Below are 25589 nucleotides of genomic sequence, written 5' to 3'. Positions count from 1 at the left end.
AGCGATGGCAACGGTTGGCGAACGGCAGAAAGCGCAAATAATAAGCCGTGTCACGCGATCGTAAAACAAAGCCTGTAGGATAGCCCCCGGACGCCACCAGCGCTAAAACGAGGTGAAGAGATGGGAACAGTAAAAGCCAGCAATCTGGAACAGGCAAAGCAGCTTCTGCAGTCCGGCGACGCCATTAAACTCGAACTGGATTTCGAGCTCGACTCTGATGAATTTTTTAATTTTGCTATCGAGTACTGTACAAATGGAACGAAGCTCACGCGAGCCGGCGATCGCTTCCTGATTTCACGTAAAAAAAGGTAGCCTGAGAGTCATCCCTGCCATTCACAGCATCACAGAGGCATACGTTTTTCGCATCTGTGATGCTCTCCGTCATAATAAAAATATCCGCAGAAATTAACCTCAAATATTGATACATCGCGCATTTTCGTGAGTAAAGGAGGAATAGTGTAGCTTCGCTATCTCACCGAGGGTTAAATCGTGAAAAAACTATTAATATGCTGTCTGTTTGGCGAAACGGCAGGGATTATTGCCCGCAAAATGCAAAAAATTGCTGACGATCGGCAATTAGATTTATTAATCAGCGCCGTTGGGGTTGAAAATTTCTTTAGCGTCGCGCCTGCCTATGATGGCGTACTGGTTGCACCGCATATCCAGTATAAGGTTGAACAATTTATTAGCGCACTGCATTTACCACAAGAAATTGCCGTGATTGAAAGCTTGCCCTATGCCTCATTTGATGGCGAGAAGATCCTCAACTTCGCGCTGAATACAATGCCTTCATCTCTGTCCTGATCTCTACGTCCCGCCCCACACAACCCGCGAGATCGCGGGCTCTGTGGGGATTAATTATCTGAACGGCGCGTCAAGAGGCACTTCAGCGTCCGGTTCGTGGGTGATGCGGTTGCGAAGATCGCGACGAATCATCTCAATGGCCCAGAACCAAAAAATATGCCCCACCAGTTCCGAAATATATTCATCGGCAGGAATATTCAATAAAGAGGGGGTCAGGCCCAGTAACGGAAAGGAAATCCAGTGTACGGCGATGGTTGCGACAATCCCGGCCCATACCCCCTGCCATAATTTAACTTTCGGAAAGACCTCCGCGACGACACAATAGCCAACGGCAAATACCAATGAGAATATAATATGCGTAACCATCACCGGATTGATGATGTGTTCGGAAAAAGTATAAACCGTATGCGTCGGGTCAATGCCCAGATAGTCGCGTAAGAAAAGATAAGGTGGGTTAAATTCATCTCTGCCACCGGAGAAAGTACGCGGCGGTAAAGGAACTTCAGCGCCCCATTTAACAAATGCCGACATAATCCCTGCCACTACCCCGACAAATAATGCTACGCCATAACGACGGCGTCCAGGTGTGGTCTGTTTAAAAAAATCCTTAATTGCCATAAAATCACCATTAATATATTACATTTATTTTCCCTGTATCATATTTAAAGGCATTGGCGATTATCAATGTTGATCACGATCACACTTTATCGGGTCCTGTGGCTACCAGTTCTATACTGTAATTATGACCATAGGTATACCATTAGCAGATAAAGAGCCCCTTTTATTCAAAGGAGACTCTTCCCGTACGATGCGTTTATTGCCCAAAGCGGTAGCTAATGCCGGCCATCACGGAGCTCACATCGCTGCTCACGCCAATTTGGTTTTCGTTACCCACATTGTTGACCCACTGGTACTCCAGGCGCCCCGACCATCTGTCATTAAAGGCATATTCGGTACCGAAAGCCAGCACCGGACGCACGCCCGTATCAAATCGATTTTTTCCATTCACATCGGATTCCGCACGGTAGCCCATCAGGCCGGCCCGGCCGTACAGATCCCAGTCGCTGGTCAGGCTGTAGCTGGCCTTCAACGAAAGCTGTAGCCCCTGACTTTTCATTTGCGAACCGGCTGCGCCATGGCGACCATTGATGCCCATATTCCCTAAATAGTCATATCCACCTTCAACCGCCAGCCAGGGGTTAATCTGATAGCCGGTAAACACACCGCCGCCGACGTTATCACGGTCAACATCGACTTGCCGATCGGTGCTGGAGTCGCCGTAGTGCGACCAGCCAAATTTAGACCCCGCGTACCAGGTTCCAGTCTCCGCAGCAGCAAAAGCGGCAGTCGCCGTAAAAGTATGAGCAATAATTAACGTAATAAGCGTCTTCTTCATAATCATCCCATTGTCGACCCGTTGTCGAATAAATGTCATCGTCAAAAGTTAAGTGGGCCTACAATAGAATATTAGCGTCGCGCTGATAATCGTTTTATTATTTAATTTTGGACAAACTGCCAGCGCTAAAAACGCTCGGGTAATTTATTCACCCCCGTCAAATACCCTCCACGTTTAAAAGCAATATAATTACCACTTTTTAACGCCGACAACACGTTTAATACACTGCTGCGTGATAAGTGCGTACGTTCCTGGATATAATCCAGGATAGAGACCCGCATCCGGGTCTCTTCGGGTAGCTGGCCCATTTCCTGCAAATGATTGCGGATAACGGCGTAGGTTCGCTGCTGTACGACGAGCGCGTCGCGATAGAAAAGATAAGCCGTGTGGTACGACAACAGTGAGGCGACGTCTTCCCAAACGCCGTGCTGGCGAAAGGCTTCCATCGCTTTTTGCGCATCAACGCGCAGTATTGTCGATTCGGTTTCCGCACGCAGCTGATGGCCGCGTACCGGCTGGATCATCTCGGCAATACCAAACAGGTGTGGGTGGTAAACCGTGACAATCAACAGACCGTCCGAGGCCCGGAGTATGGAGAGCTCGCCGTCAAGGAAAAGGAACAACTGCGGTTGATTTTTATGCGTCCAGGTCATGCGTTTCCGCGGCACAACGACCATTTTTTCAGCAATTGGCGTCAGGAGCGCCGTTAAGCGCTGGATACTCTCTTCCGGACGGACGGGCGGTAGTATATGCATAGAAATACCTGATTAGTTCTGGTTTAAGAATTATAGAACGCAACAAGATTTCCGTAAGAATTGCGTAGCTGCGCATTGACGCACATCGGCAAAGAGAAGAAAAGTACGGCGTGATTTAAATTTAAACAAACTAAAAAGCTGCCCGCAGGCAGCCCGATCAAAATGGTAATAATGCTTACTATACCCGTCATACTTCAAGCGGCTTATGTGTTTACTCGGTTCATCCATGAGCCTCGCCCTTACGGGCCGCCGGGATAAGGCGTTATCTATGCTTCTTGAAGCTCACGCCCTGGCCGCCTTTAAGCAACTCGAATTATTTAGGGTATTTGCAGATATCAAAGGCCCTTTTCGGGGCCTTTTCTTACTTCCGTAACGCCAGCGATGCCGAGTTTCTGGAAATATGCGGTGCGATGTTATCAAATGTAATCATTGCGGATTTACAAAAAATGCATTTCGCGCCAAACGGATTTTTTTCAGAAACATCGTAGGTGGATGTTCTGTACTGTGACCCATGACAGCATGGGCATCTGAAATGAATGTGGTCAATCATGATGTTAGCCTCTTTTTGCTACAACATTCTCTACCGCAGGGACATTTAGCCATATTTCACAGAAAACGCCTTCCCGGCTTTTCTGTCACAGCGTAAAACGCTGCTCTGAATGGTTGAGAATAACAATGACATCATTGTCATTACTTCTTATAGAAACATCTGAAGCGCACTTCAGACTGAACTCTATTACTGCACCAGCGATTTTTTAATGTTGTTAATTTCTTAGTTTGCCCGAGGGCACGTAATGTTCGGTAGATTTCAATAAAATAATCGTGTGCTTTGGGATAACGCTATCTCTTATGCACTTTTCACGCTAAACGGGAGATACAAGGACTTTCCTTCACTATCACCGTTTGCGCCAGCTTCTGAGCCTGTCTACTCGGGTTTAGACCGTCATCGTTGTCGCAGGTTCAAAAAACTTTAACATTATTCGCGTCACAGAGCTTAATTAATCACGATAAGGAGAGTCTAAAGAAGGATTATCTATGGATAACGCTTGAGATGAGAACTGCTTCGCTAAACCGTTTATTACCGCATCTGTGTAGTAAATCAACTTGCTATTGATCACACAGATGGCGATTGATAGCAAGCTTTATTTTCACGCCACGATGTTCGCCAGCTGGCGAGCTGGTAACGCGAATGAATCCAGGGCCCAGGCTGGAGAGGCCGCCCATGGATGACTCAATGACTCAGGGAAGGTGTACAGCCGCCTCTCATTTGGCGTGATTTGCCACAATTGTGGCGCTTTATGAATGTTACCGCCAGGATTGAAACGTTATGCTCTTCTCCGGGAAAAGATTCGCTCCCTGACAACACTCATCCTGCGGAAACCTGACAATGGCACATAACCGTACTTTCTCTCTCAATATCGGCTGGAAAGCGCTGCTAAAAGATGCGGGTTTAGAGCCTCAACATCTACTACGCAAAGCAGGATTGCCCGACGACACGTTTTCGAGGACAGAGCGCGGCCTTAATATCGAGGAGTATATTCGTTTCTGGCGCGCCCTTGAGGTAGAAACAAACGATCCTGCTTTTCCCTTACCACTGGTAGAAAGAGTCTCTGCTGAAATCTTTGATCCCCCGCTTTTCGCCGCACTATGCAGCACCAACATGATGCAGGCAGTTCAGCGACTGGCCAGATATAAGCAACTCATTGCCCCAATGGTTCTGGAAATAGTTGTAGAACACAGCGGCATCCTTACCGTTTCACCGCGCTGGCTGTCAGCGACAAACATTCCTCCGTCCCTGCAGATAGCAGAACTTGCTTTCTTACTGCGGCTGCTAAAACTTGCCACTCGCGAACCGGTCACAGCAGTGAAAGTCACGCTCCCTCAGCTTCCCGCCAGAATACAGGACGGCCACCTTACCCGCTTTTTCGGTACCGCCGTAGCGTATGGAGAAAAACCGGCCATCAGCTTTTCCGCCGCTGATGCTCTCCGCCCGTTTTTAACGGTGAACGAAGGAATGTGGCAAATATTTGAACCAGAGCTGCGCCGCCGTCTCAGCACGTTAGATGAAACGGCCTCAACAACTGAACGCGTACAGGCGGTACTTCTTGAGCTTCTTCCCGGTAACGAAGCCACTATTGAGAAAACGGCGGAGCGTCTCGGTATGAGCAAACGTACGCTTCAGCGCAGACTTGAAAGTGAGGGAGGAAATTTTCGTACATTGGTCAATATTTGCCGGGAGAATCTGGCGCGGCACTATCTGAGTCATACCCATCTCTCCGGCTATGAGATTGCATTCCTGCTTGGCTTTGAAGATCCAAACTCCTTCTATCGCGCATTTATGGCCTGGACCGGACAGACGCCGGAAACCGTCAGAGGGAGCATGCGTCTTAATGGAAAGAACTCCTCAGGTTAAACAAACGAGATGACGCGGTTGTTAAGCACCGACTTGCCATAAGAATCGCGTTACCTCCTGTCGTTTCCACAAAAGGCGGCTTCCTTTCTGATCTGAAGCGAATGGCGCCGTTAGCAAGCGTACTGGCGCATAAGGCCAGATGAAAAGAGCCTGTCTGCAGGCAAACTGTAGCCAGTCCATGAAACGAGGTCCTTATGTTCGCTCCGGAAAAGAAAACCGCGCTGGTCACCGGCGCATCGTCAGGGATGGGCAAAGCTATTGCCCGTCGCCTGATTCAGGATGGTTACCAGGTATATGTTGCCGCCCGTAGCATCGATAAAATGGCCGATCTGGCCGAACTTGGCGCACAGCCGTTACGGATGGATATAGCCAGGGATGAGGAGATTGTCTCCTGTGTAAACGCCATTCTGTCGCAAACCGGGGGAGTGGATGTCCTGATCAATAATGCAGGCTTTGGCCTGTATGGACCCGTAGAAGAGATCGGTATTGATGAAGCACGCTATCAATTTGAGGTTAACCTCTTTGGTGCCGCACGGCTGACGCAGCTACTGCTCCCTGCAATGCGGGCCAGACGTAGCGGGCATATTGTCAACATCTCCTCGATGGGAGGGAAGATGTACAGCATCCTTGGTGCCTGGTACCACGCCACAAAACACGCGCTCGAAGGATGGTCAGACTGCCTGCGCCTGGAGGTCGCCGGATTTGGGATTAAGGTCACGATCGTCGAGCCGGGGGTGATAGAGACAGGCTTCGGTGATGCTGCCAGCGAAAGCATCGTCAAACGTTCACACAGTGGCCCCTATGGCCAACTGGTGAAAATGGTGGCCGCGTCGATCAAAAAAACTTACGGGCACGGGACAGGCAGCGATCCGAAGGTTATCGCGGATGTCGTTTCAAGCGCCATTAACAGTAAGAACCCACGTACGCGCTATGCCGCGGGTAAGTTTGCAAAAATGCTTATCTGTCTGCGCGTCTGGCTGGGCGACCGTATATTCGACCGTATTATTCTCAGTCAGACACGCTAACAAGCGGATGATTTAGCTGAACGGCCTGCGTCTCTTGGGGAGCGCTAACTCACGGTTAACGCGTCGACCACTTCCGCTACGCTTTTGACGCTGCGGATGCTGCCGATACCCGTGCCGAGCGCGATATAGCCCTCATCGGCATTGCCTTCCAGCATGCCGACGCGCAGGCCGCGTAATCCCCCCATTGCTTCACCGAGCGCCTCGTTGCTGGCGCCGGCTTTATCCATCGCCACCAGTTTTTCGGCCAGTTTGCCCGGCAGAGAGCGATAGTAATGGGGCAGCGTGCGGAAAAGCAGCAAATCCAGGCCACTGGCGGCAATAATTTTATTTTTGACCGACCGCGGCACTCTGCTTTCTTCCGTCGCGATAAAAACCGAACCGGCAAATATCCCTTCAGCGCCGAGCGCGTGCGCCGCTCTGGCGGTGCGCTTGTCGGTAATACCGCCCGCGGCCATCACCGGAACACGCTTCACCGCATCGGCGATCAGCGGCACGATAGAAAAGGTTCCCAGCGCGGTCCCCGGCAATGTACCTCCCTCATCAAAGCCGGTCGCGACGATGATATCGGCACCCGCTTCTTCAGCAAGGCGGGTATTTTCAGGCGTCGGGTTAATATCGCGATAGATGATAGCAATGCCCGCCTCTTTTAATTCGTTGAACAGCGCCGGTATGAGCGCCCCTTCACCGTAGCCGGTATACACCACGGCCCTGATGCCCTCTTCTTTTATCACCTGCAAAATAGGCGGGGTCCAGATATCGTTTTCAGCAGCGGGGATCAGGTTCACGCCGAAAGGTTTTTCGGTCAGCCGTTTGGTTTTGCGGATCTCTTCACGCATTTTTTCAGCGGTTTCTTCCGGCGTGGACACCTCGGTCTCAGCGGTTAAACCGGCATTCGGCCCCAGCACACCAAGCCCGCCGGCATTGCTGACAGCGGCGACTAAACGGGCATCGGTCAACCACGATAACGGCCCCTGAATAACAGGTTTTTCTATATTCAGGATCTGGCAGATTCGGTTATTTTTCATGGAGTAATATCCTTCACAATAGCGCTATGGAGCGGTTCAGTTTCATGATGGAAGGAGTGTAGGACGTTATATTATTTAGAAAAATAGCCAAAAAAGTGCATCACTATTATAAAATCAGTAACAATGTGATATCCCGATCCCGGCAAAAGAAGCCCGCTATGCAAATAAACCTCTTTGAATCGATTCGCATTTTTATTGAAATTGTCGAGTCCGGTAGCTTTACTCAGGCAGCGGAGAACCTGCAGATTCATCGTCCTGCCGTCACTAAGGCATTGCAGCTGCTTGAGCAGCACTGCGGCACGCGTTTGATGCAGCGAACAACGCGGCGCATCAACCTGACGCCTGACGGCGAAGCGTTTTATCGGCAGAGTAAACCTTTACTGGCCCAGGCAGATGCGCTGCTGGAGTCGTTTGGGAGCGATAGCGTATTGCACGGCCAGCTTCACGTGGATATGCCCGTCGCTTTTGCGACGTTATTGGTCGTCCCCCATCTGCCTGATTTTTATCGCCAGCACCCTGGCGTCGAAATCATCCTCAGTAGCTCAGACCTCCGCCGGGATATGCTGCGCGATGGTCTTGATTGCTTACTGCGGGTGGGGGAACTGGACGACGGGGACTATATCGCCCGTAAGTTAGGCAATATTAAAATGACGACCTGCGCCAGCCCGTCCTATATTGCCAGCCACGGTGTGCCGCAAACGCTGGAGGATCTACAGCAGCATCAGGCCATCAACTGGATTAACAGCAGCAGCCGACAAATTATGCCGTGGACGTTTTCTACGCCAGAAGGAACAGTTGAAATGACGCTTCCCGGCAAGCTGGTCATCGATAACTCTGAAACCTATTTATCGGCAGGCCTGGCAGGGCTGGGATTAGTCCAGGGAATGAACGTTTTTTTACAGCCTTATCTCGATCGCGGCCTGTTAGTGGAAGTCTTACCTGACAACCCTACCCCCGATCGCAAATTGTCACTTCTGTATCCGCACCGCCATCTTTCACGCAAAGTGCGGGTGTTTACCGAGTGGTTAGAAAGCTTATTGGAAAAACGGGATTAAGGCACTCATCCCCGTGAAAAACCACAATGATTGATAAATGCTTGCGGTTACTGCCTTAAACCCAGTCAACGATCCGCGCCCCACTCTGGGTCCTGCTTGCTCAGATTCTCAGCGTGTCTATCACCGCCCGCAGCGCGGGCGACACATTACGATGGGGATAATAGAGAAAAGAGCCTTCCAGCCGCTGGCTGTAACGCTGCAGGACTCTGATAAGCGCGCCTCGCTCTAAGTCATCGGCAACCAGTTCCTGCGGGACATAGGCCAGCCCCAACCCCAGCCGGGCGGCCTTCGCTTCCATATAGCTGTCGGCAAAGGCCCACTGTCCCTGCGGCCGGTGGGTGATTTTTTTACCGTCCTGATTGAGTTCCCAGGCATAAATAGTCCCGTCGCCAAACTGGTACGCGATACAGGGATGAACCACCAGGTCCGCCGGCGTTTGCGGAAAACCGTAGCGGCGAAAATGCTTGGGCGTGCCGACAACGACCATCTCCATATCGGGTGAAATGCGCACCGCGACCATACCGCCGCCGACTTCCGGCCCCAGACGCACCCCGGCATCAAATCGCTCCGCGATAATATCGACAAACCGGCTTTCACTGATGAGTTCCAGCCGGATATCGGGATAGCGTTGTTTGAACACCGAAAGCTTTGGCAGAAGCACTTTATCAATGGCGTGCTGACTGGCATTGATGCGGACGGTACCGGTGGGGGTGTTGCGATAATACGCCAGAGTGGAAAGCCCCGAATCTAACGCATCAAAGCCGGATTCAACGGTTCGATAGAGCTGCTCGCCGGCCTGGGTGAGCGAGAGTTTACGGGTGGTACGCACCAGAAGCTGTACCCCCAGCCTTTCTTCAAGTTCACGTACCGCACGGCTGACGCCGGATTGCGCCAGCCCAAGCCGCTGCGCCGCGGCGGTAAAACTGCCCTCCCGCACCACCAGCATAAACAGGTACAGATCGTTATAGTTTTCCCGTTTTGCCATGATTCCTCCCGCGCCTGCGCCGTAATTTATAACAATATGATATGAATCTTAGCACTTTTCACCCGCTAATCAGCACTCTGGCTGCTAACTATAATCAGCGCATTGCAACAAAGCACAGCAGCGTTGTCCGTATGAAACCTGTATCTGGAACCTGTTTTAGGGGAATGATTAATGAAAGCGTTTACCAGAAAATTGACGGCCGCCATGCCTGCCATGCTGCTATGCGCGTCACTAAGTGGAGTCACCACCATGAGCTATGCCGGGACAACCAATCCAAACGCGCCCGTTTCGCTGGTCGAAAAATGGGACAAAACCTTCGCGGAAAGCGCGAAAGTCACTCACCGTAAGGTGACCTTCCAGAACCGCTATGGGATCACCCTGGTCGGCGATCTCTACATTCCGAAAGATCGCGGCGAGCGCAAGCTGGCGGCGATTGCCGTCAGCGGCCCCTTCGGCGCGGTGAAAGAGCAGTCCAGCGGTCTGTATGCGCAGACCCTGGCGGAACAGGGTTTTGTCACCCTCGCCTTCGATCCTTCTTATACGGGGGAAAGCGGCGGCCATCCGCGTAACGTCGCCTCTCCGGATATCAACACCGAGGATTTCAGCGCGGCGGTGGATTTCTTAGGATTGCAAAACGAGGTGGACCGCAACCGAATTGGCCTGCTCGGCATCTGCGGCTGGGGCGGCATGGCGCTGAACGACGCCGCGATGGATACCCGGGTGAAAGCGGTGGCCACCAGCGTCATGTACGACATGAGCCGCGCGATGGGCCACGGCGTTGGCGACGGTAAAGACCGCTATACCACCGCCGATCGCCGCGCCGTCTTGCAGTATCTGAACGCGCAGCGCTGGAAGGATGCGGAAAGCGGCACCTTCGCGCCGGGCGGGCATGATATTTATGTCGATCAGAAAGGTCACGTCAGCGCAGGCGATCGTATTCTGCCGGAAACCTTACCGGCCAACCCGAACCCGGTTTTGAAAGAGTTCTTTGACTATTACCGGATGCCGCGCGGTTTCCACGCCCGCTCCGTGAACTCAACCGGCGCGTGGAATGCAACCATGCCGCTGTCGTTTATGAATATGCCGCTGCTGAGCTATGCCAGTGAAGTCACTATCCCGACGCTGATCGTGACCGGAGAAAAAGCCCACTCACGCTATTTTGCCGAAGACGCCTTTAAGGCCATCGGCAGCAAAGAGAAAGAGCTGGTGATCGTCCCCGGCGCGAACCATGTCGATCTCTATGACAATGCGGCCGGTAAAATCCCGTTTGCCAGATTTGAACAGTTTTTCAAAACCAACCTGAGATAACGGCCGGAAGCCGCCCGATCGTCGCGGGCGGCTTGCCCTCGCCCGCGCATGACGTTTACCCACGCTTTAGTCGTTATTCAATGAATAGCGTCCGCTCCAGCCGCACCCGAATCTGGCCGGAAAAATAAAGAGATACCCCTATCATGTCCACACTGAGTCGTCGTACACCACACCCTCAACCGCACGCCCATTGGGGCGGCGTCTTTGCCATGACGCTGTGCGTTTTTGTCCTCATCGCTTCCGAATTTCTGCCGGTCAGCCTGCTGACGCCGATCGCCGGAGAGCTAAACATCACCGAGGGGCTGGCAGGCCAGGGCATTGCGATTTCCGGCGCCCTGGCGGTGCTGACCAGCCTGACTATCTCTAACCTTGCCGGAAGTCTGAATCGTAAACACCTTCTGCTGGGGCTGACGGTTCTGATGGCGGTCTCGGGAATGATTGTCGCGCTGGCCCACAGCTATGCGATCTATATGGCGGGAAGAGCCCTGATTGGCATCGTTATCGGGGGATTCTGGTCGATGTCGGCGGCCACCGCCATCAGGCTGGTCCCCGCGCACCAGGTTCCCCGCGCGCTGGCGATTTTCAACGGCGGCAACGCGCTGGCGACCGTCGTGGCCGCGCCGCTTGGCAGCTATCTGGGGGCCACCGTCGGCTGGCGCGGCGCCTTTTTTTGCCTCGTACCGCTGGCGATAGTCGCGTTCATCTGGCAGTGCTTCAGCCTGCCTGCGATGGAAAGCGATAAAGCGAGCCGGCCGCGCGGCTCCGTGCTTCGCCTGCTCAGACATTCCATCGTCGCGATCGGTCTGCTGGCCTGCGGACTCTTCTTTATGGGGCAGTTTGCCTTATTTACCTACGTGCGGCCGTTTCTGGAAGCGGTGACCGGCGTCAGCGCCTCTGGCCTGTCCCTGATTTTGCTCGCTATCGGCGTCGCGGGTTTTATCGGCACCCTGGGCGTTTCAACACTCCTCAACGCCCGGTTTTATCAGACCTTAATGACCATCCCTTTATTGATGGCCCTCATCGCCGGCACGTTGCTTCTGGTAGGACACCACGCCTGGACCGTTGCCGTGCTGTTAAGCCTGTGGGGGATGCTGGCGACCGCGGCGCCAACCGGCTGGTGGACATGGATCGCGCGGACGCTGCCCGACGACGCCGAAGCGGGAGGCGGTCTGATGGTTGCCGTTATTCAGCTGTCGATCGCGCTGGGTTCGACGACGGGCGGTTTGGTATTTGACCGCCTGGGGTGGCAAAGCGCGTTTGGCTTAAGCGGCATACTGCTTCTTGCCGCGGTCGGGATGACGTTGTACACCAGCCGGCAAATGACGCAATAAGCTCACGCCATCCGAAGCGGGCAGCGGATTTTTCTCGCCGCGGGTAATGCGTATAATGCGGCTTCGATACACGCTAAAAATAACCGCGGCTCATATGATAAATCTCAATCGATGTTGTTATTTGCTCCTGATTTTCGCAGCGGTCGGCAGCATTTTTACCGCCTGGCCCTTTGCTACCTGGCTCCTGCTGGTCAACGCGCTGACCCTGGCGATCTACGGCGTGGATAAAATGGCGGCGCGCAGGGCCTGGCGCAGAGTACCGGAAGCCACATTGCTGGCGTTCGGGGTGCTGGGCGGCTGGGCTGGCGCGATAGCCGGCCAACAGCTGTTCCGCCACAAAACGCAAAAGCAGCCGTTCAGAACCCGATTCATCATCAGCACGATCGTCAGCCTCTCAGGGATGGTGGCGATTTATTTGTTCTCTCCTTTTTCTTTTCACTAAGTTCCGGCGAGGCTAACGGTTTGCAAACGCGTGGAATGCACTCAACCCGCAGCTATTCGTAGTATATTATTGAGAGTATTGTTGATTATCAGGTGTACCTTATGACCTACTCCATCGGAGAATTTGCGCAGCTTTGCGGCATAAACGCGACGACGCTCCGCGCCTGGCAGCGTCGCTACGGCCTGCTTAAACCACAGCGTACCGATGGCGGCCATCGCCTGTATAACGATGACGATATCCAGCAGGCGCTTAAAATCCTCGACTGGGTAAAAAAAGGGGTACCTGTCAGCCAGGTAAAGCCCCTGCTGGCGCGCCCTGGCGCACGGCGGACGAATAACTGGATCACCTTGCAGGAGAACATGCTCCAGCGGCTTAAAGAGGGGAAAATCGAATCCCTGCGCCAGCTGATTTACGACGCCGGTCGTGAATCCCCCCGCCCCGAGCTGGTCACCGAAGTGCTGCGCCCGCTGCGTAGCCAGGTTTCCGCCAACGTACCGGCCATCATGACGCTGCGCGAAATCCTCGACGGCATCATTATCGCCTACACCTCTTTTTGCCTCGAAGGGGACAAAAAGGCGCCCGGCGATAACTATCTGATCACCGGCTGGCACCTGACGGACGCCTGCGAAATCTGGCTCGAAGCGCTCAAACGCACCGGTCAGGGCCACCGCATCGACATCCTTCCCTCGCCCCCCGCGACCCTGGCGCCGGAGATCCTGCCGGATCGCAAATGGCTGCTGGTGACGACCGGTAAACTCTCTGCAGCCCGGCAGAAACAGGTTGAACGCTGGCAGCAACAGGTTGTCTCTCTGGAGATTGTTGCGCTCTAACTGCGTGCGCCACCGCTCCGTGGCGCAACGAGCAGGTCCCTCAGAATTGCCCCTCTTCTTTTTTCGCACAAGCCCGCAGACTCTTCTTTTCTCTCCAACACCCACAAAATCATGCTTCAAAGACATGTTATTAACCAACTGATAATCAATGAAAATAAAAAATATTTTAGTCAAAACTTGGACAAATAATATTAATTGTGTAAGTTTTAACTATGCCATATTGTTTACTCAGGAAGTGACCTATGAGTCCCTCGCCATCCGTCATTAGCCGTTTTAGTACGTACTACGCCACGCTGGATACCCAGCCGCCTTCGGCGCTGGCCGCGCTGTACCACACGAATGCGCTGCTGATCGATCCTTTTGGCCAACACCAGGGGCTGTCCGCGATCCAGAGTTATCTTTCGCACCTGCTGGCCAACGTCGATCATTGCCGTTTCACCCTCGATGCCCCGCTCTGCGAAGGTCAACGTTTTGCCGTCGCCTGGACCATGCACTGGTCGCATCCGAGACTTGCCGGGGGTAAGGCGCTACAGCTTGCGGGCTGCTCGGTGGTCACCGTTGAAGACGAACGAATTATTCACCAGCGTGACTACTACGACGCCGGGGAGATGCTGTACGAACACCTTCCCCTGCTGGGCTGGGCGGTGCGCGGCGCTAAACGGAGGGTGCGGTCATGATGACGGTGCTCATCACCGGCGCCAGCTCCGGCATTGGCGCCGGGCTCGCCAGGTCCTTCGCTGCGGACGGCCACCGGGTTATCGCCTGCGGCCGCGATCCGTCGCGTCTGTCGGCGCTACAGCAGCACAGTCCCCACATCAGCGTCCGCTCTTTCGATATGACGGACAGGGATGCCTGTCGCCAGACGCTCGCTGACTGCCGCGCCGATCTGATCATTCTCTGCGCCGGGACCTGCGAATATCTCGAACACGGAACGGTGGATGCCGGGCTGGTTGAAAGGGTCATCACCACTAATTTTCTCGGGCCGGTGAACTGCCTGGCGGCGCTTCAGTCGCAGCTGTCAGCCGGGAATCGCGTGGTGCTGGTGAGCTCAATGGCGCACTGGCTACCCTTTCCTCGGGCCGAAGCCTATGGCGCCTCGAAAGCGGCGCTGACCTGGTTTGCCAACAGTCTGCGCCTGGACTGGGAGCCAAGAGGGATCGCCGTCACGGTCGTTTCGCCGGGGTTTGTTGACACTCCGCTGACGCGTAAAAACGATTTTTCTATGCCCGGCCAGGTGAGCGTGGAGCAGGCGGTTAAAGCGATTCGCCGCGGTCTGGCGAAAGGGCACGATCGTATCGCCTTCCCGACGGGCTTTTGCCTGCTTCTGCGTCTGCTGGCCGGGCTTCCTGAAGGACTTCAGCGCAGGCTATTGCGCAGGATGGTGCGCCCATGAAAATCGCGATTATTGGCAGCGGCATTGCCGGGCTGACCTGTGCCTGGCGCCTTGCCGGGCGACACGAAGTGACCCTGTTCGAAGCGGCGTCCACGCCGGGGGGGCATACCGCCACGGTGGATATCGCCACGCCGCAGGGTACCTGGGCCATCGATACCGGATTCATCGTGTATAACGATCGCACCTATCCGCGCTTTATGGGCCTGCTTAACGAGCTTGGGCTGAGCGGCCAAAAAACGCAGATGAGCTTTTCGGTCCACAATCCGCAGAGCGGGATGGAGTATAACGGCCACAGCCTGAGCTCGCTTTTCGCCCAGCGGCGCAATCTGTTAAAGCCGGCCTTCTGGAGGTTGCTGACGGAGATCGTCCGCTTTAATCGCCTGGCGAAGCAGGCTCTGGCGGGAGCGTTCGACCCGGGCGCCACGCTGCAGACCTTCCTTGAGCGGCACCGTTTTAGCCCCTTTTTCGCACGCCACTATATCCTGCCGATGGGGGCCGCTATCTGGTCTTCGTCGCTGCAGGAGATGCGCCGCTTCCCGCTGGCGCTGTTCTTGCGCTTCTTTGATAATCACGGCCTGCTGGATATCCGCCAGCGCCCGCAGTGGTACGTGGTGCCCGGCGGCTCGCGCGAATACGTGCGCGCCCTGCTTGCCCGGTCCGGCGATCGCCTGCGCCTGCGCCTCAATGCGCCGGTGCAGAACGTGATCCGTCATCAGGATGGCGTCACGCTCCAGCTGGCATCGGGGGAGCAGCACTTCGATCAGGCGATCTTCGCCTGCCACTCTGCCGAAGCGCTGGCCATGCTGGCGGACCCGACGCTCGCCGAACGCGAAATACTGGGGGATATCGGCTGGCAGCGAAACGAGGTGGTCCTGCACAGCGATCCCCGCTGGCTGCCGGTGCGCAAGCGCGCCTGGGCCAGCTGGAACTATCGCCTGAGCGAACAGGATCAGGCCAGCGCCTGCGTCACCTATAACATGAATATTCTCCAGGGCCTGTCTGCCGACGCCCCGCTGTTCTGCGTCACCCTCAATCCGCCAACGCCGGTGGACCCGCGCTTCGTCTGGAAGCGTATGGTCTATGAACACCCGCTATTTAATCCCCAAAGCTGGTCCGCCCAGATGCGGCGCGAGGAGATTAACGGCCGCCAGCGAAGCTGGTTCTGCGGCGCGTACTGGTACAACGGTTTTCATGAAGATGGCGTGCGCAGCGCCCTCGATGTGGTCAACGGCATTATCGCGGCGGAGAACCTCTGACATGAACAGCTGCCTCTATCAGGGCGTATTACGCCACCGCCGTCTTCAGCCGAAAGCGCACCACTTTCGCTATCGCATCTTTATGGCCTGGCTCGATCTGGATGAGCTGGATCGGCTCGGCGAAGCGGGTATCTGCCGCAATCGCTTTGCTGCCGCCTCTTTTTATGATGCGGATTATCCGCTGGGCACGCCGCTGAAAGCGCAGGTTCTGAACCGGCTGGAAAACCTGACCGGCACGCGCCCGGATGGCCGCGTCATGCTGCTGACCCAACTGCGCTACCTGGGCTTTCATTTTAACCCGGTCAACTTTTACTACTGCTACGACGGCGCCGGTACCCTGCGCTGGGTGCTGGCCGAAGTGCGCAACACGCCGTGGAATGAGCGCCATTACTACGCGGTAGACGGTCAACGGGCGCGCCCGCTGGCGAAAGCCTTTCACGTCTCGCCGTTTAACCCGATGGATATGGTCTACCTCTGGCGCTTTAACAGTCCCGGTAAAACGCTGCACATGCATATCGAGAACCATCAGGCCGCGAAAGTCTTCGACGCCACGCTGGCCCTGAGCCGCGCGCCTTTAACGCGGGCCAGCCTGCGCGGGCTGCTGCTGCGCATTCCGCTGATGACGCTGAAAACCGTCCTCGCGATCTACTGGCAGGCGCTGCGGCTATGGCTCAAGCGCGTGCCGCTGTACAACCACCCTGTCAGCAGGAGTGAACGTTCATGACCGATCCAGTCTTTGCGCTTGAACCCGATATCCCACGCAACGTGCGTATCGCGCGCTGGTTGCTCTTTCGTCTGTTGAGCGGCATTCGCGAAGGGGCGCTCACCGTACGCGAAGGGGCGCAGACCTTTCACTTTGGCGACCCCGCCGCCGCGCTGCGCGCCGAGGTGCACGTGCTCTCCTCGGGCGTCTACCGGCGTTTACTGACCGGCGGCAGCCTCGCCGCCGCGGAGGCCTGGATGGACGGCGAATGGGAGAGCCAGCAGTTGACGCCGCTGCTGCAGATCCTGGCGCGTAACGGCCAGGTACTGGGGCGGCTGGAGCGCGGCTTCCGGCTGCTGGGCAAGCCCGTAGAGCGGCTGCGCCACTGGACGCGCCGCAACTCGCGCGCGCAGGCGAAGGCGAATATCGCCGCCCATTACGATCTGGGCAACGACTTTTACGCCCACTTCCTTGACGACGAGCTGCTTTACTCCAGCGCGCTGTTTACCGACGACGGCCAGGATCTCACCCAGGCCCAGCGGGCCAAAATGGCGCGCCTTTGCGAGCGTCTGGCGCTTACGCCCGGCGATCATCTCCTGGAGATTGGCACCGGCTGGGGGGCGATGGCCGAATACGCCGCCCGCCACTACGGCTGCCGGGTCACCACCACCACCCTGTCGCAGGAACAGTTCCAGTGGGCCAACGCGCGAATTGCCCGCGCCGGGCTGCAGGATCGCGTCGAGGTACTGCTCTGCGATTACCGCGATCTGACCGGCCAGTACGACAAGCTGCTGTCGGTGGAGATGATTGAAGCCGTGGGGCAACGCTATCTGCCGGCTTTCTTTCGCACCTGCCAGGCGCGACTGCGCCCGGGCGGCAGAATGGCGATCCAGGCAATTACCATCCAGGATCAGCGCTATCGCGGCTACAGCAAAAACGTGGATTTTATTCAGCGCTACATCTTCCCCGGCGGATTTTTGCCCAGCATCACGGCGATGAACGAGCTGATGACGCGGCACACCGATTTTGTGGTGCGCGATCTGTTCGATATGGGGCCGGACTACGCCCGCACCCTGGCCCACTGGCGGCAGCGATTTATCCACGCCTGGCAGGATATTGAGAAACTCGGCTTTGACGATCGCTTCCGCCGCATGTGGCTCTACTACTTCGGCTACTGCGAAGCCGGGTTTAACGCCCGCACCATCAGCGTTGTGCAGCTTACCGCGGAGCGAACATCATGAAACGCATTCTGACCCTTGGCCTCGCGCTGCTGATGCTGGCGCTGGCGGGCTGCAGCGCCGAAGTGGCCGACTACCGGCAGCAGCAGCCGGCGCTGGACATTTTCCACTACTTTCAGGGCAAAACGGAAGCCTGGGGGATGGTTCAGGATCGCAACGGCAAACAGCTGCGCCGCTTCCATGTCGCCATTGACGGCGACGTTGTTGGCGACACGCTGACGCTCCACGAACGCTTTATCTACGATGATGGCGAAAAGCAGCAGCGGGTATGGCGCATTCGCCGCACCGGCGACCACCGTTATGAAGGCACCGCGGGCGACATTGCCGGCGTGGCGACCGGCCAGGCGGCGGGCAACGCTTTTCACTGGCGCTACAGCATGAACGTGACGGCCAGCGGTAGCACCTGGCTACTGCACTTCGACGACTGGATGTTCCTGCAGGACGACGCGCACCTGTTCAACAAAACCGAGATGAAGAAATTCGGCATTACCGTCGCCACCGTGACCCTTTTCTTCACCCGAACCGCACAATAAAAGAGGACTACGCCATGAACACACAACCTGTCATTGGGATCAGCGGATGTTTGACCGGTTCTGCCGTACGATTCGACGGCGGGCATAAGCGCATGGGCTTTGTGATGGACGAGCTGGCGCAGTGGGTGGCGTTTAAACCCGTCTGCCCGGAGATGGCTATCGGCCTCCCCGTCCCGCGCCCGGCGCTGCGGCTGGTGCAAACGACCGAAGGGGAAATCCGCATGCGCTTCACGCATGCACCGCACGACGACGTGACGGAGAAGATGGCCGATTTCGCCAGCGCCCACCTCTCGACCCTGGGCGAACTATCGGGATTTATCGTCTGCGCCAAATCGCCCAGCTGCGGCATGGAGCGCGTGCGGCTGTACGATGAAAAGGGCAATCGCGGGCGAAAAGAAGGCACAGGGTTGTTTACCGCCGCGCTGATGGAGAAATATCCGTGGCTGCCGGTGGAAGAAGATGGCCGCCTGCACGATCCGGTGCTGCGTGAGAATTTTGTCGAACGGGTCTTCGCCCTGCACGAGCTTAACTGTCTGCACAAAAATGGCCTGACGCGCCGCGCGCTGCTGGATTTCCATAGCCGCTATAAACTGCAGCTGCTGGCCCACCATCAGGCGGGATACCGCGAGATTGGCCCGTTCGTTGCCTCGCTCCACGAATGGCAGGATCTGGAGGCTTTCTTTGCGATCTACCGCGAAAAACTGATGACGATCCTGAAACAGCCCGCCTCGCGTAAAAACCACACCAACGTGCTGATGCATATTCAGGGCTACTTTCGTAACCAGCTAAACAGCCGCCAGCGCGGCGAGCTGCGGGAGGTGATCCTTAACTATCGCTCCGGGCTGCTGCCTATCCTTGCGCCGTTAACGCTGCTTAAGCACTATCTGGCCGAATACCCGGATCGCTATCTGCAGGCGCAGAACTACTTTGATCCCTACCCGCAGGACCTGGCCCTGCGCCTGACGGTGCATTGAGATAGCTGAACGCGCGAAGAGGCTGGCGCACGCCAGCCTCTTCGTTGTTGGATCCATCGGCTTCTGGAACCATGCCTCACCCCATCCGGAAGTCGTTGTTGATCCCCTGTTGCGGACGCTGATGGAAGTCACGGCCGGCTCCGATTTGGCATTGGGGTTAGACTCCAGCACGTTGGTGACGCCGACGTAGGCTTTTTTCAGGTTAACTTCATCGCTCCGGTGGGCAAACATGACGTTGATATCCCAGATAGCTCCTTTACAGCTGTTGAAGGCTTTGGTTATCTGGAATTCGCCGCCATTGCCTTCATTGCCTAAACGGCCGATCGCCGGTCTGGAACTGCGCGCCGTAGCGGGCCTTCAGACCGAAGGGGATCGCCATATCCGGCGTGGCCGCGGTGGTCTGCGGGTTGGTAATAACATCCACTTTTTTATCAGCACGGCGTCGATCTGTTCTTGAGTAAATTCTCGCGCGAATACGAAAATTGGGCACAGCGTGGCCACGACCGCCATCGGTAATGGAAGTTTTTTATCATTGTCATAATTATCTCAATATAGGTTAGCTTTATTCGGATAATAACAATCCCATTCTGGGCAATCAGAATATATTACGTTATTTCGCTTCGCTATTAAGAAAACACCCAAACGTGAGCCCACCCGCAGATATTATCGCCATTTACTCAGCGCACGGATAACCCTGTAGAGTACATTTCCTGGAGTGGTCAGAGTAAAAAAAACAATAAAACAAAATGCCGGTTTTGCGGCGTTTTAAATCTACCGGGGTATAGCTTGTAACGCGTTAATCAACAAGTGAAATGGAGGGTCTGGAAGAGGCTTTGCTTCGATGATCACAGAAGTAAAAAAACATAATAAATTAATTTAAAAACGTAATAGATTCTTCGAGATCATTTATGTCAGAAATTGTTACACATCCACACAACACACCGGAGTCTGCTCAGAATGAGTAAAAACATAATGCAAAGCCGCCATGATGAATATCATAAATTAACGCGTGGAGAACGTATTGGTTATGGTATGGGCGACTTCGCTCAAAACCTGGTTTTTGGCACAATAGGCGGCTTTCTGGCTCTTCACATGCTGACGGTTAATACCATCAGCACGGCAACGGCAGGGTTTATATTTCTTTTTGTCCGAATCATCAATGTCTTTTGGGATCCGATGGTCGGCACGTATGTTGACAAAAGAACGTCAAAAGCAGGTAAATATCGCCCCTGGCTGTTAAGAGCCGGCGTACCGTTGGTGATCCTTTCCGCTTTACTTTTTGCTCCCATTCCTGGGGTCAGAGGTTCGGTACCTTTTGCCTTCATCGTTTATTTGGCTCTGGATTTAGTTTATTCCGTAGTGAATATTCCTTATGGTTCGCTTAATGCGTCCCTGACCCGGGATCCGGAATCAATTGATAAACTCACCAGTACCCGAATGATGCTGGCCAATAGCGCCAATCTTCTTGTTTATACCCTGTTCCCGATGTTTGTACAGATGGCTTCACCAAAAGATCGCAGCCTTAAGGACACCGGTTTTTTCGGCATTGAGCTCAATCTGGGAAACTATACCGATCCATCAGCCAACTACGCCTGGTTCGGCGTCTACTCCGTGTATATGCTCATCGGCGCGGTGGCGCTTTTCATCTGCTATAAATTTACGAAAGAACGCGTTGTCGCGACGGCAGAACAGACCGCCAACGTCAAAACGACCGATCTGTTCCTTGAACTCAAACATAACCGCCCGCTGGTTATTCTCGGGCTGTTTTTCATGCTGGCCTTCACGTTCATGTTTTTCATGAACACGGTTAACGGCTTTTTCAATCAGTACGTTGTCGGTCATTCAGAATGGATGGGCGCCGTAGGCCTTGTCGCCTCCATACCGGGCATCGCATTCCCTATTTTTTGGCCCAAACTCAAGAAAATTTTTGGTAAAAAAGGCTTCTTCCATATTTTTCTGGCCATGTTTATTGTCGGCGAGCTACTGACTTACGTCTGGTCACGCGAGGGCATGCACGATGCGCTTTGGCTGGCTTACATCGCCACCTTCATTAAACAATGGGGCTTAACGTCCGCGACCGGCTTTATGTGGGCGCTGGTTCCTGAAGTGATTGCGTATGGCGAATTAAAATCTGGCAAGCGAAATGCGGCGATCATTAATGCGATTATGGGCCTCTTTTTCAAAATCGGCTTTACCATCGGCGGCGCGATTCCCCTGTGGTTACTGGCCGTTTATGGCTTTAATGAAACCGGCGCCCAGCAAAGCGCCAGCGCTATCGACGGGATCATTATGACCGCGGTGTGGATCCCTATCGCGTTAGCCATCGTATCGATGATCATCATGCAGGTTTATCCCATCTCTGACAAAAACGTAACCGATATCAACCGTCAGCTTGATGAAGTCCGCGCGTAGTTAAAAATATAAATTAAATGCATTTGGAACATTTAAATAAAAAGGTGTAATGATATGTCACTTATTCAAAACCCTATTTTACGTGGGTTTAATGCCGACCCCAGTATTATCCGTGTCGAGGACACCTACTATATCGCCAACTCTACGTTTGAGTGGTTCCCTGGCGTTCGTTTACATGAGTCAAAAGACCTGGAGCACTGGAATCTTCTCCCTGCGCCCCTGTCAACCACCACCCTGCTGGATATGAAAGGCAACCCTTCATCAGGCGGCATTTGGGCGCCGGCGCTCTCTTATGCCGACGGTCAATTCTGGCTAGTGTATACCGACGTCAAAGTCACCGAAGGCGCCTTTAAAGACATGACAAACTATCTGACCACCGCAGCCGATATCCGCGGCCCGTGGTCAGATCCCATTAAGCTTAACGGCGTAGGTTTTGATGCTTCTCTCTTCCACGACGATGATGGCCGGAAATATATCGTGCAGCAAACCTGGGACCATCGCGAATATCACCATCCCTTTGACGGCATCACGTTAACTGAACTGGATACAAAAAACCTGAAATTAATGCCAGAGACCGCGCGTACCGTTTATCGGGGGACCGCCGTTGGGCTCGTTGAAGGGCCGCATCTCTATAAACTGAACGGATATTATTATCTTTTTGCCGCCCAAGGGGGCACCGTATTTACGCACCAGGAAGTGGTTGCGCGTTCTAAAACCTTAGACGCCAACAGCTTTGAAACGGAGCCAGGTGAGGTCTTCTTAACCAACGTCGATACGCCAGACAGCTACATCCAAAAGCAAGGGCACGGCGCGTTGGTTTCCACCCCCGGCGGCGAATGGTACTACGCCTCACTCTGCGCGCGTCCGTGGAATCACCCGGGTGAGTCAGTCTACGATCCTCGCGGCTGGTCAACGCTGGGCAGAGAAACGGCTATCCAGAAGGTGTACTGGGATGAAGGCGGCTGGCCGCGTATTGAAGGCGGTCACGGCGGAAAGACGTTTGTTGAAGGCCCGAAAGATGCCATTGATACCGAAAGTCCGGCAGACCGTAGCCAGCACGACGAATTTACAACGGCGACACTCGATGGTAACTGGAACACCCTGCGGGTGCCGTTTACAGAAAAAATGGGTACCACCGGCGATGGCAAGTTAACGTTAATTGGCCAGGGATCTTTAGCGAATACCCATGACCTGTCGCTGATTGCCCGACGCTGGCAAGCCTTTTATTTTGATGCGAAAGTTAAAGTTAAATTTAATCCATTTAACTACCAGCAAATGGCCGGATTAACGAATTACTATAACGATCGTCACTGGAGTTTTGTGTTCATTACCTGGAATGAAATTAACGGTAAGGTCATTGAAATAGGTGAGAATAACCGAGGGCGGTATACATCATATTTAAAAGATGAAGCCATTAAGGTCCCGGAGCACGTTGAATATGTCTGGTTCCGGACGAAAGTCAGGAAGGAAACGTATAGCTATGAATATAGCTTTGATGGGGTTGAGTTCACTGAAATCCCTGTGAAGCTAGATGCTGCGATCCTTTCGGATGATTATGTCCTGCAAAGCTATGGCGGATTCTTTACCGGAGCGTTTGTTGGCCTTGCGGCAGTCGACTACTCCGGTTATGGCGCCCGCGCTGAGTTTTATCATTTCGATTATCAGGAGCTTGGCGACACGTTAATCGCCAGGGACGCGTATAGCTGGGAAGCCAGTGAATTACGGCGTTATTAGATAGCCTTGTCTGGGGAGATTAAACGCTGAAAGGAGGCACCGGCGCGACAGGCGCGCCGGTGCCGGGTGTGGCAGGGTTGTCGCATCAGGCCGGCAACCGGCCGTTCCGATAGCGAAAGTCATGCGTCACGCCGATGACCCGTGCGGGTGGCTATTGCAGGGTTATTCCGCCGTTTTTTGTTTCAGCGCAGCATAGCGGGCAATCAGTTGTTGCAGATGCTGCTCCGTCTGGTTCTGCTGCGCCGCAGACCCTGGCTGATTGCGCGGCTGTGCGGAGAGTTGCCGCAGTTGCTCTTCCGCCGGAACGGTACGGCTGAACGACTGCGTTATGGCAAACACCGCTGACTTCAGCTCACTCACCGTGATATACCGCCCCTTCTGTTCATCCAGCGCGTTAAGCCGGTTCGTCAACTGCTGTAGCTGCGTCATTCCCTGGTGCCAGCCGCTGAGATTCTCCACGGGAAGCGCGGCGGCGCTGACCTGCTGTTGCCATTGCCGCGCCAGCGGTTTCGCCTGTTCTGGCCATAGCGTCAGCGCCTGCTGCGCCAGATGAGTGCCATAACTCAAAGCCCAGTCCGGTTTTAGCTGTAAAAGCTGTGCCAGCTGCTGCTGAGTCTGTTTTATCCCCGTCTCGGCCGAGGGGGATTGTTGTCGTAGCGTCTGTAACTGCTCAGCGGAAAGCACCGTGGGTAATGGAGAGAACCGGGCGGGAAACCGCATCTGCCCCGAATCGGACGGGTGCGTTGCCCGCCATCCTCCCGCCGCGGCCCCGGCCAGCGCCAGCATAGTCAGCATCCCGGCGACAAACGGCTTCCAGGGCTTCGCGGGCGCCGGGAATGCCGTCACAACGTCAGCATTCGGCCGCGATGCCGGTTCGGCGACATAGACCCATTTCACCTGCGCGGTCGGTTCAGGGAGGCTGGAAGGGTCAGGATCAGGCGCGGCCGCTTGCGGCGCGGTCTCCTCTTTATTTTCGCTGCTCTCCAGCCGCACCGCCGCGTTGTGCAGCAGGATAGACAGGGCATCAAGCTGGCCGGCATGTTTGAGTTCCAGACGCTGCAGTACGTCATCCAGCGCCGTCAGATGCGCTTCTGCCTGGTAAAGCTGGCTCAGGTCGATATAGGTCAGCGACAGCGTGCGCATCGCCTGCTGCAGCCGTTTACTGAGCGAACTGAGTATTTTGATTCGCGCAGTCGTCGGCTGCGGCCACATATTGCCCCACTGCCGGGAGACCAGCGCGACCAGTATCGCCAGCCCTTCATTCATGCCGTATAGCCCCGCCAGATTCGTGCGGACAAGCGTATACCAGGCGGCAGTCTGTAGCTCCACGCCGTTGTGCTCAAACAGCGACAGGCAGAGTTTTTCCGCGAGCCGCCAGTTGACATCCGGGCGCGCCGGATGGGTCAGTTTGTTCATTTCATCGCGAAGGCGCGCGTAATCCGCAAGCGTACGCGGGTCGCCGCCGGTTTTCAGGCAACATTCAGAAGGGGTCGTCATGATGGTTTCAGCCAGAATAAAAACTAGATTGAGGAGCGGACTTCCAGGTACTGCTGCTGTTTGAGGTGGCGGATAAGCACCCTGCCCTCGGGCATAAATTCGGTGCCGTAGCGCACCAGGCCTACGCCCTTCAGCTCCGCGTCAATGGCGTAACGCAGCTCGCCGGGGATAGCCTGCTCGAGCAGAACCACGTCAATTTTCTTCAGCCGCGGTTCATATTTAAGCAATACGGCCGACAGGATGCCCATCAGCTCATGGGCCGTACCCGGCATCCCCTGGAGGATTTTAGTCATATCCGGCAGGCCGTAATCGGGCAGGTGCGCCAGCGTCCCGGCGCGACAGTTGAGGACGCGCTGCATATTATCCAGCACCGACAGAATAACCTGGTTTTCCTCACTGACCTGATGCAGGTCGAGTCCGCCAGTAAAGTTGCCGTACAGCATTTCATACAGCGAGGGGGCATTATGGCGTGTGGGCATC

General features: G+C 54.9%; 26 protein-coding genes and 1 pseudogene. 18 read left to right on the top strand and 9 right to left on the bottom strand.

Annotation, left to right across the window (positions count from 1 at the left end):
* Positions 1-120 precede the first annotated feature (120 nt).
* Positions 121-312 carry a hypothetical protein gene (locus tag ABLV30_RS11810; RefSeq protein WP_004850297.1) on the top strand — a complete coding sequence of 64 codons (192 nt, stop codon included), beginning with the start codon at positions 121-123 and terminating at the stop codon, positions 310-312.
* A gap of 177 nt (positions 313-489) precedes the next feature.
* Positions 490-804, top strand: a complete 315-nt coding sequence (locus ABLV30_RS11805; protein WP_004850294.1) for a PTS cellobiose transporter subunit IIB — start codon at positions 490-492, stop codon at positions 802-804.
* Between the two features lie 54 nt (positions 805-858).
* Here ABLV30_RS11805 and ABLV30_RS11800 read toward each other — a convergent pair whose 3' ends face one another.
* From ABLV30_RS11800 to ABLV30_RS11785, 4 genes are all read right to left on the bottom strand, one after another.
* Positions 859-1422, bottom strand: coding sequence for a DUF1440 domain-containing protein (locus tag ABLV30_RS11800; protein ID WP_014229112.1), 564 nt, complete (start codon positions 1420-1422; stop codon positions 859-861).
* Between the two features lie 196 nt (positions 1423-1618).
* Positions 1619-2200 carry an outer membrane beta-barrel protein gene (locus ABLV30_RS11795; protein WP_032720811.1) on the bottom strand — a complete coding sequence of 194 codons (582 nt, stop codon included), beginning with the start codon at positions 2198-2200 and terminating at the stop codon, positions 1619-1621.
* Between the two features lie 125 nt (positions 2201-2325).
* Positions 2326-2955: a winged helix-turn-helix transcriptional regulator gene (locus tag ABLV30_RS11790; RefSeq protein ID WP_014838304.1), complete on the bottom strand. Its 630-nt coding sequence runs from the start codon at positions 2953-2955 to the stop codon at positions 2326-2328.
* Positions 2956-3316: 361 nt separating this feature from the next.
* Positions 3317-3505 (bottom strand): cold-shock protein, encoded by a 189-nt coding sequence (locus ABLV30_RS11785; RefSeq protein ID WP_071532263.1) that lies wholly within the window; start codon positions 3503-3505, stop codon positions 3317-3319.
* An 837-nt stretch (positions 3506-4342) separates the two neighbouring features.
* Between ABLV30_RS11785 and ABLV30_RS11780 the strand changes: the two genes are divergently transcribed.
* Complete coding sequence (locus ABLV30_RS11780; RefSeq protein ID WP_025107986.1) at positions 4343-5368, top strand: AraC family transcriptional regulator; 1026 nt, start codon at positions 4343-4345, stop codon at positions 5366-5368.
* A gap of 194 nt (positions 5369-5562) precedes the next feature.
* Positions 5563-6393, top strand: a complete 831-nt coding sequence (locus ABLV30_RS11775; RefSeq protein WP_048263679.1) for an oxidoreductase — start codon at positions 5563-5565, stop codon at positions 6391-6393.
* Between the two features lie 44 nt (positions 6394-6437).
* Here ABLV30_RS11775 and ABLV30_RS11770 read toward each other — a convergent pair whose 3' ends face one another.
* Positions 6438-7418 (bottom strand): nitronate monooxygenase, encoded by a 981-nt coding sequence (locus ABLV30_RS11770; RefSeq protein WP_265799734.1) that lies wholly within the window; start codon positions 7416-7418, stop codon positions 6438-6440.
* A 158-nt stretch (positions 7419-7576) separates the two neighbouring features.
* Between ABLV30_RS11770 and ABLV30_RS11765 the strand changes: the two genes are divergently transcribed.
* Entirely contained in the window at positions 7577-8473 is an 897-nt protein-coding gene (locus ABLV30_RS11765; RefSeq protein WP_048263681.1) for a LysR family transcriptional regulator, read from the top strand.
* A 100-nt stretch (positions 8474-8573) separates the two neighbouring features.
* Here ABLV30_RS11765 and ABLV30_RS11760 read toward each other — a convergent pair whose 3' ends face one another.
* Entirely contained in the window at positions 8574-9458 is an 885-nt protein-coding gene (locus ABLV30_RS11760; RefSeq protein ID WP_265799732.1) for a LysR family transcriptional regulator, read from the bottom strand.
* 171 nt (positions 9459-9629) lie between these two features.
* Between ABLV30_RS11760 and ABLV30_RS11755 the strand changes: the two genes are divergently transcribed.
* From ABLV30_RS11755 to ABLV30_RS11705, 11 genes are all read left to right on the top strand, one after another.
* A complete protein-coding gene (locus ABLV30_RS11755) occupies positions 9630-10766 on the top strand; it encodes an alpha/beta hydrolase (protein ID WP_014229103.1) in 1137 nt (378 codons plus the stop codon).
* A 143-nt stretch (positions 10767-10909) separates the two neighbouring features.
* Positions 10910-12097, top strand: a complete 1188-nt coding sequence (locus ABLV30_RS11750; protein WP_162557675.1) for an MFS transporter — start codon at positions 10910-10912, stop codon at positions 12095-12097.
* A gap of 97 nt (positions 12098-12194) precedes the next feature.
* Positions 12195-12539: a DUF1294 domain-containing protein gene (locus ABLV30_RS11745; protein ID WP_025107991.1), complete on the top strand. Its 345-nt coding sequence runs from the start codon at positions 12195-12197 to the stop codon at positions 12537-12539.
* Between the two features lie 101 nt (positions 12540-12640).
* Complete coding sequence (locus ABLV30_RS11740) at positions 12641-13369, top strand: MerR family transcriptional regulator (protein ID WP_014229100.1); 729 nt, start codon at positions 12641-12643, stop codon at positions 13367-13369.
* Between the two features lie 242 nt (positions 13370-13611).
* A complete protein-coding gene (locus ABLV30_RS11735; protein ID WP_014229099.1) occupies positions 13612-14046 on the top strand; it encodes a nuclear transport factor 2 family protein in 435 nt (144 codons plus the stop codon).
* A complete protein-coding gene (locus tag ABLV30_RS11730) occupies positions 14043-14762 on the top strand; it encodes an SDR family NAD(P)-dependent oxidoreductase (protein ID WP_038424404.1) in 720 nt (239 codons plus the stop codon). Before ABLV30_RS11735 ends, ABLV30_RS11730 begins: the two co-directional genes overlap by 4 nt.
* Complete coding sequence (locus ABLV30_RS11725; protein WP_265799728.1) at positions 14759-16018, top strand: FAD-dependent oxidoreductase; 1260 nt, start codon at positions 14759-14761, stop codon at positions 16016-16018. Before ABLV30_RS11730 ends, ABLV30_RS11725 begins: the two co-directional genes overlap by 4 nt.
* Before the next feature lies 1 nt (position 16019).
* Complete coding sequence (locus ABLV30_RS11720; RefSeq protein ID WP_025107995.1) at positions 16020-16742, top strand: DUF1365 domain-containing protein; 723 nt, start codon at positions 16020-16022, stop codon at positions 16740-16742.
* The gene (locus tag ABLV30_RS11715; protein ID WP_014838292.1) at positions 16739-17962 is read left to right on the top strand and encodes a cyclopropane-fatty-acyl-phospholipid synthase family protein; all 1224 of its coding nucleotides are present in this window, start codon (positions 16739-16741) and stop codon (positions 17960-17962) included. The genes ABLV30_RS11720 and ABLV30_RS11715 overlap by 4 nt, the downstream gene beginning before the upstream one ends.
* Positions 17959-18492, top strand: coding sequence for a DUF3833 domain-containing protein (locus ABLV30_RS11710; protein ID WP_025107997.1), 534 nt, complete (start codon positions 17959-17961; stop codon positions 18490-18492). The genes ABLV30_RS11715 and ABLV30_RS11710 overlap by 4 nt, the downstream gene beginning before the upstream one ends.
* A 14-nt stretch (positions 18493-18506) precedes the next feature.
* Complete coding sequence (locus tag ABLV30_RS11705) at positions 18507-19466, top strand: DUF523 and DUF1722 domain-containing protein (RefSeq protein WP_014229093.1); 960 nt, start codon at positions 18507-18509, stop codon at positions 19464-19466.
* A gap of 94 nt (positions 19467-19560) precedes the next feature.
* Here the strand turns inward: ABLV30_RS11705 and ABLV30_RS11700 are convergent.
* Positions 19561-19976 (bottom strand): annotated as a pseudogene (locus tag ABLV30_RS11700) (carbohydrate porin); the annotation flags it as partial.
* Positions 19977-20438: 462 nt separating this feature from the next.
* On the opposite strand from ABLV30_RS11700, the gene ABLV30_RS11695 reads away from it, so the two are divergent.
* Both ABLV30_RS11695 and ABLV30_RS11690 read left to right on the top strand, forming a co-directional pair.
* Positions 20439-21878, top strand: coding sequence for an MFS transporter (locus tag ABLV30_RS11695; RefSeq protein WP_162557343.1), 1440 nt, complete (start codon positions 20439-20441; stop codon positions 21876-21878).
* A 54-nt stretch (positions 21879-21932) separates the two neighbouring features.
* Complete coding sequence (locus ABLV30_RS11690) at positions 21933-23612, top strand: glycoside hydrolase family 43 protein (protein WP_265799724.1); 1680 nt, start codon at positions 21933-21935, stop codon at positions 23610-23612.
* A 162-nt stretch (positions 23613-23774) separates the two neighbouring features.
* On the opposite strand, the gene ABLV30_RS11685 is transcribed toward ABLV30_RS11690, so the two are convergent.
* Positions 23775-25109 (bottom strand): VasL domain-containing protein, encoded by a 1335-nt coding sequence (locus tag ABLV30_RS11685; RefSeq protein ID WP_102803596.1) that lies wholly within the window; start codon positions 25107-25109, stop codon positions 23775-23777.
* Between the two features lie 23 nt (positions 25110-25132).
* The gene (gene tssE, locus ABLV30_RS11680) at positions 25133-25588 is read right to left on the bottom strand and encodes a type VI secretion system baseplate subunit TssE (RefSeq protein WP_014838282.1); all 456 of its coding nucleotides are present in this window, start codon (positions 25586-25588) and stop codon (positions 25133-25135) included.
* Position 25589: the final 1 nt, after the last annotated feature.

Source organism: Klebsiella sp. CN_Kp113, assembly GCF_040064585.1.
Taxonomy (GTDB): domain Bacteria; phylum Pseudomonadota; class Gammaproteobacteria; order Enterobacterales; family Enterobacteriaceae; genus Klebsiella; species Klebsiella michiganensis.
Note: the sequence above shows the minus strand (reverse complement) of the source record. Positions and strands in the feature narration are given on the sequence as shown.

What these genes read in the sequence shown, in the direction of transcription:
- ABLV30_RS11785 (WP_071532263.1), bottom strand. Translation starts at nt 3,505, where the DNA reads ATGATTGACCACATTCATTTCAGATGCCCATGCTGTCATGGGTCACAG.
- ABLV30_RS11705 (WP_014229093.1), top strand. Translation starts at nt 18,507, where the DNA reads ATGAACACACAACCTGTCATTGGGATCAGCGGATGTTTGACCGGTTCT.
- ABLV30_RS11740 (WP_014229100.1), top strand. Translation starts at nt 12,641, where the DNA reads ATGACCTACTCCATCGGAGAATTTGCGCAGCTTTGCGGCATAAACGCG.
- ABLV30_RS11750 (WP_162557675.1), top strand. Translation starts at nt 10,910, where the DNA reads ATGTCCACACTGAGTCGTCGTACACCACACCCTCAACCGCACGCCCAT.
- ABLV30_RS11735 (WP_014229099.1), top strand. Translation starts at nt 13,612, where the DNA reads ATGAGTCCCTCGCCATCCGTCATTAGCCGTTTTAGTACGTACTACGCC.
- ABLV30_RS11810 (WP_004850297.1), top strand. Translation starts at nt 121, where the DNA reads ATGGGAACAGTAAAAGCCAGCAATCTGGAACAGGCAAAGCAGCTTCTG.
- ABLV30_RS11765 (WP_048263681.1), top strand. Translation starts at nt 7,577, where the DNA reads ATGCAAATAAACCTCTTTGAATCGATTCGCATTTTTATTGAAATTGTC.
- ABLV30_RS11715 (WP_014838292.1), top strand. Translation starts at nt 16,739, where the DNA reads ATGACCGATCCAGTCTTTGCGCTTGAACCCGATATCCCACGCAACGTG.
- ABLV30_RS11795 (WP_032720811.1), bottom strand. Translation starts at nt 2,200, where the DNA reads ATGAAGAAGACGCTTATTACGTTAATTATTGCTCATACTTTTACGGCG.
- ABLV30_RS11770 (WP_265799734.1), bottom strand. Translation starts at nt 7,418, where the DNA reads ATGAAAAATAACCGAATCTGCCAGATCCTGAATATAGAAAAACCTGTT.
- ABLV30_RS11685 (WP_102803596.1), bottom strand. Translation starts at nt 25,109, where the DNA reads ATGACGACCCCTTCTGAATGTTGCCTGAAAACCGGCGGCGACCCGCGT.
- ABLV30_RS11695 (WP_162557343.1), top strand. Translation starts at nt 20,439, where the DNA reads ATGCAAAGCCGCCATGATGAATATCATAAATTAACGCGTGGAGAACGT.
- ABLV30_RS11760 (WP_265799732.1), bottom strand. Translation starts at nt 9,458, where the DNA reads ATGGCAAAACGGGAAAACTATAACGATCTGTACCTGTTTATGCTGGTG.
- ABLV30_RS11725 (WP_265799728.1), top strand. Translation starts at nt 14,759, where the DNA reads ATGAAAATCGCGATTATTGGCAGCGGCATTGCCGGGCTGACCTGTGCC.
- ABLV30_RS11720 (WP_025107995.1), top strand. Translation starts at nt 16,020, where the DNA reads ATGAACAGCTGCCTCTATCAGGGCGTATTACGCCACCGCCGTCTTCAG.
- ABLV30_RS11790 (WP_014838304.1), bottom strand. Translation starts at nt 2,955, where the DNA reads ATGCATATACTACCGCCCGTCCGTCCGGAAGAGAGTATCCAGCGCTTA.
- ABLV30_RS11730 (WP_038424404.1), top strand. Translation starts at nt 14,043, where the DNA reads ATGATGACGGTGCTCATCACCGGCGCCAGCTCCGGCATTGGCGCCGGG.
- ABLV30_RS11710 (WP_025107997.1), top strand. Translation starts at nt 17,959, where the DNA reads ATGAAACGCATTCTGACCCTTGGCCTCGCGCTGCTGATGCTGGCGCTG.
- ABLV30_RS11690 (WP_265799724.1), top strand. Translation starts at nt 21,933, where the DNA reads ATGTCACTTATTCAAAACCCTATTTTACGTGGGTTTAATGCCGACCCC.
- tssE (WP_014838282.1), bottom strand. Translation starts at nt 25,588, where the DNA reads ATGCCCACACGCCATAATGCCCCCTCGCTGTATGAAATGCTGTACGGC.
- ABLV30_RS11775 (WP_048263679.1), top strand. Translation starts at nt 5,563, where the DNA reads ATGTTCGCTCCGGAAAAGAAAACCGCGCTGGTCACCGGCGCATCGTCA.
- ABLV30_RS11780 (WP_025107986.1), top strand. Translation starts at nt 4,343, where the DNA reads ATGGCACATAACCGTACTTTCTCTCTCAATATCGGCTGGAAAGCGCTG.
- ABLV30_RS11800 (WP_014229112.1), bottom strand. Translation starts at nt 1,422, where the DNA reads ATGGCAATTAAGGATTTTTTTAAACAGACCACACCTGGACGCCGTCGT.
- ABLV30_RS11755 (WP_014229103.1), top strand. Translation starts at nt 9,630, where the DNA reads ATGAAAGCGTTTACCAGAAAATTGACGGCCGCCATGCCTGCCATGCTG.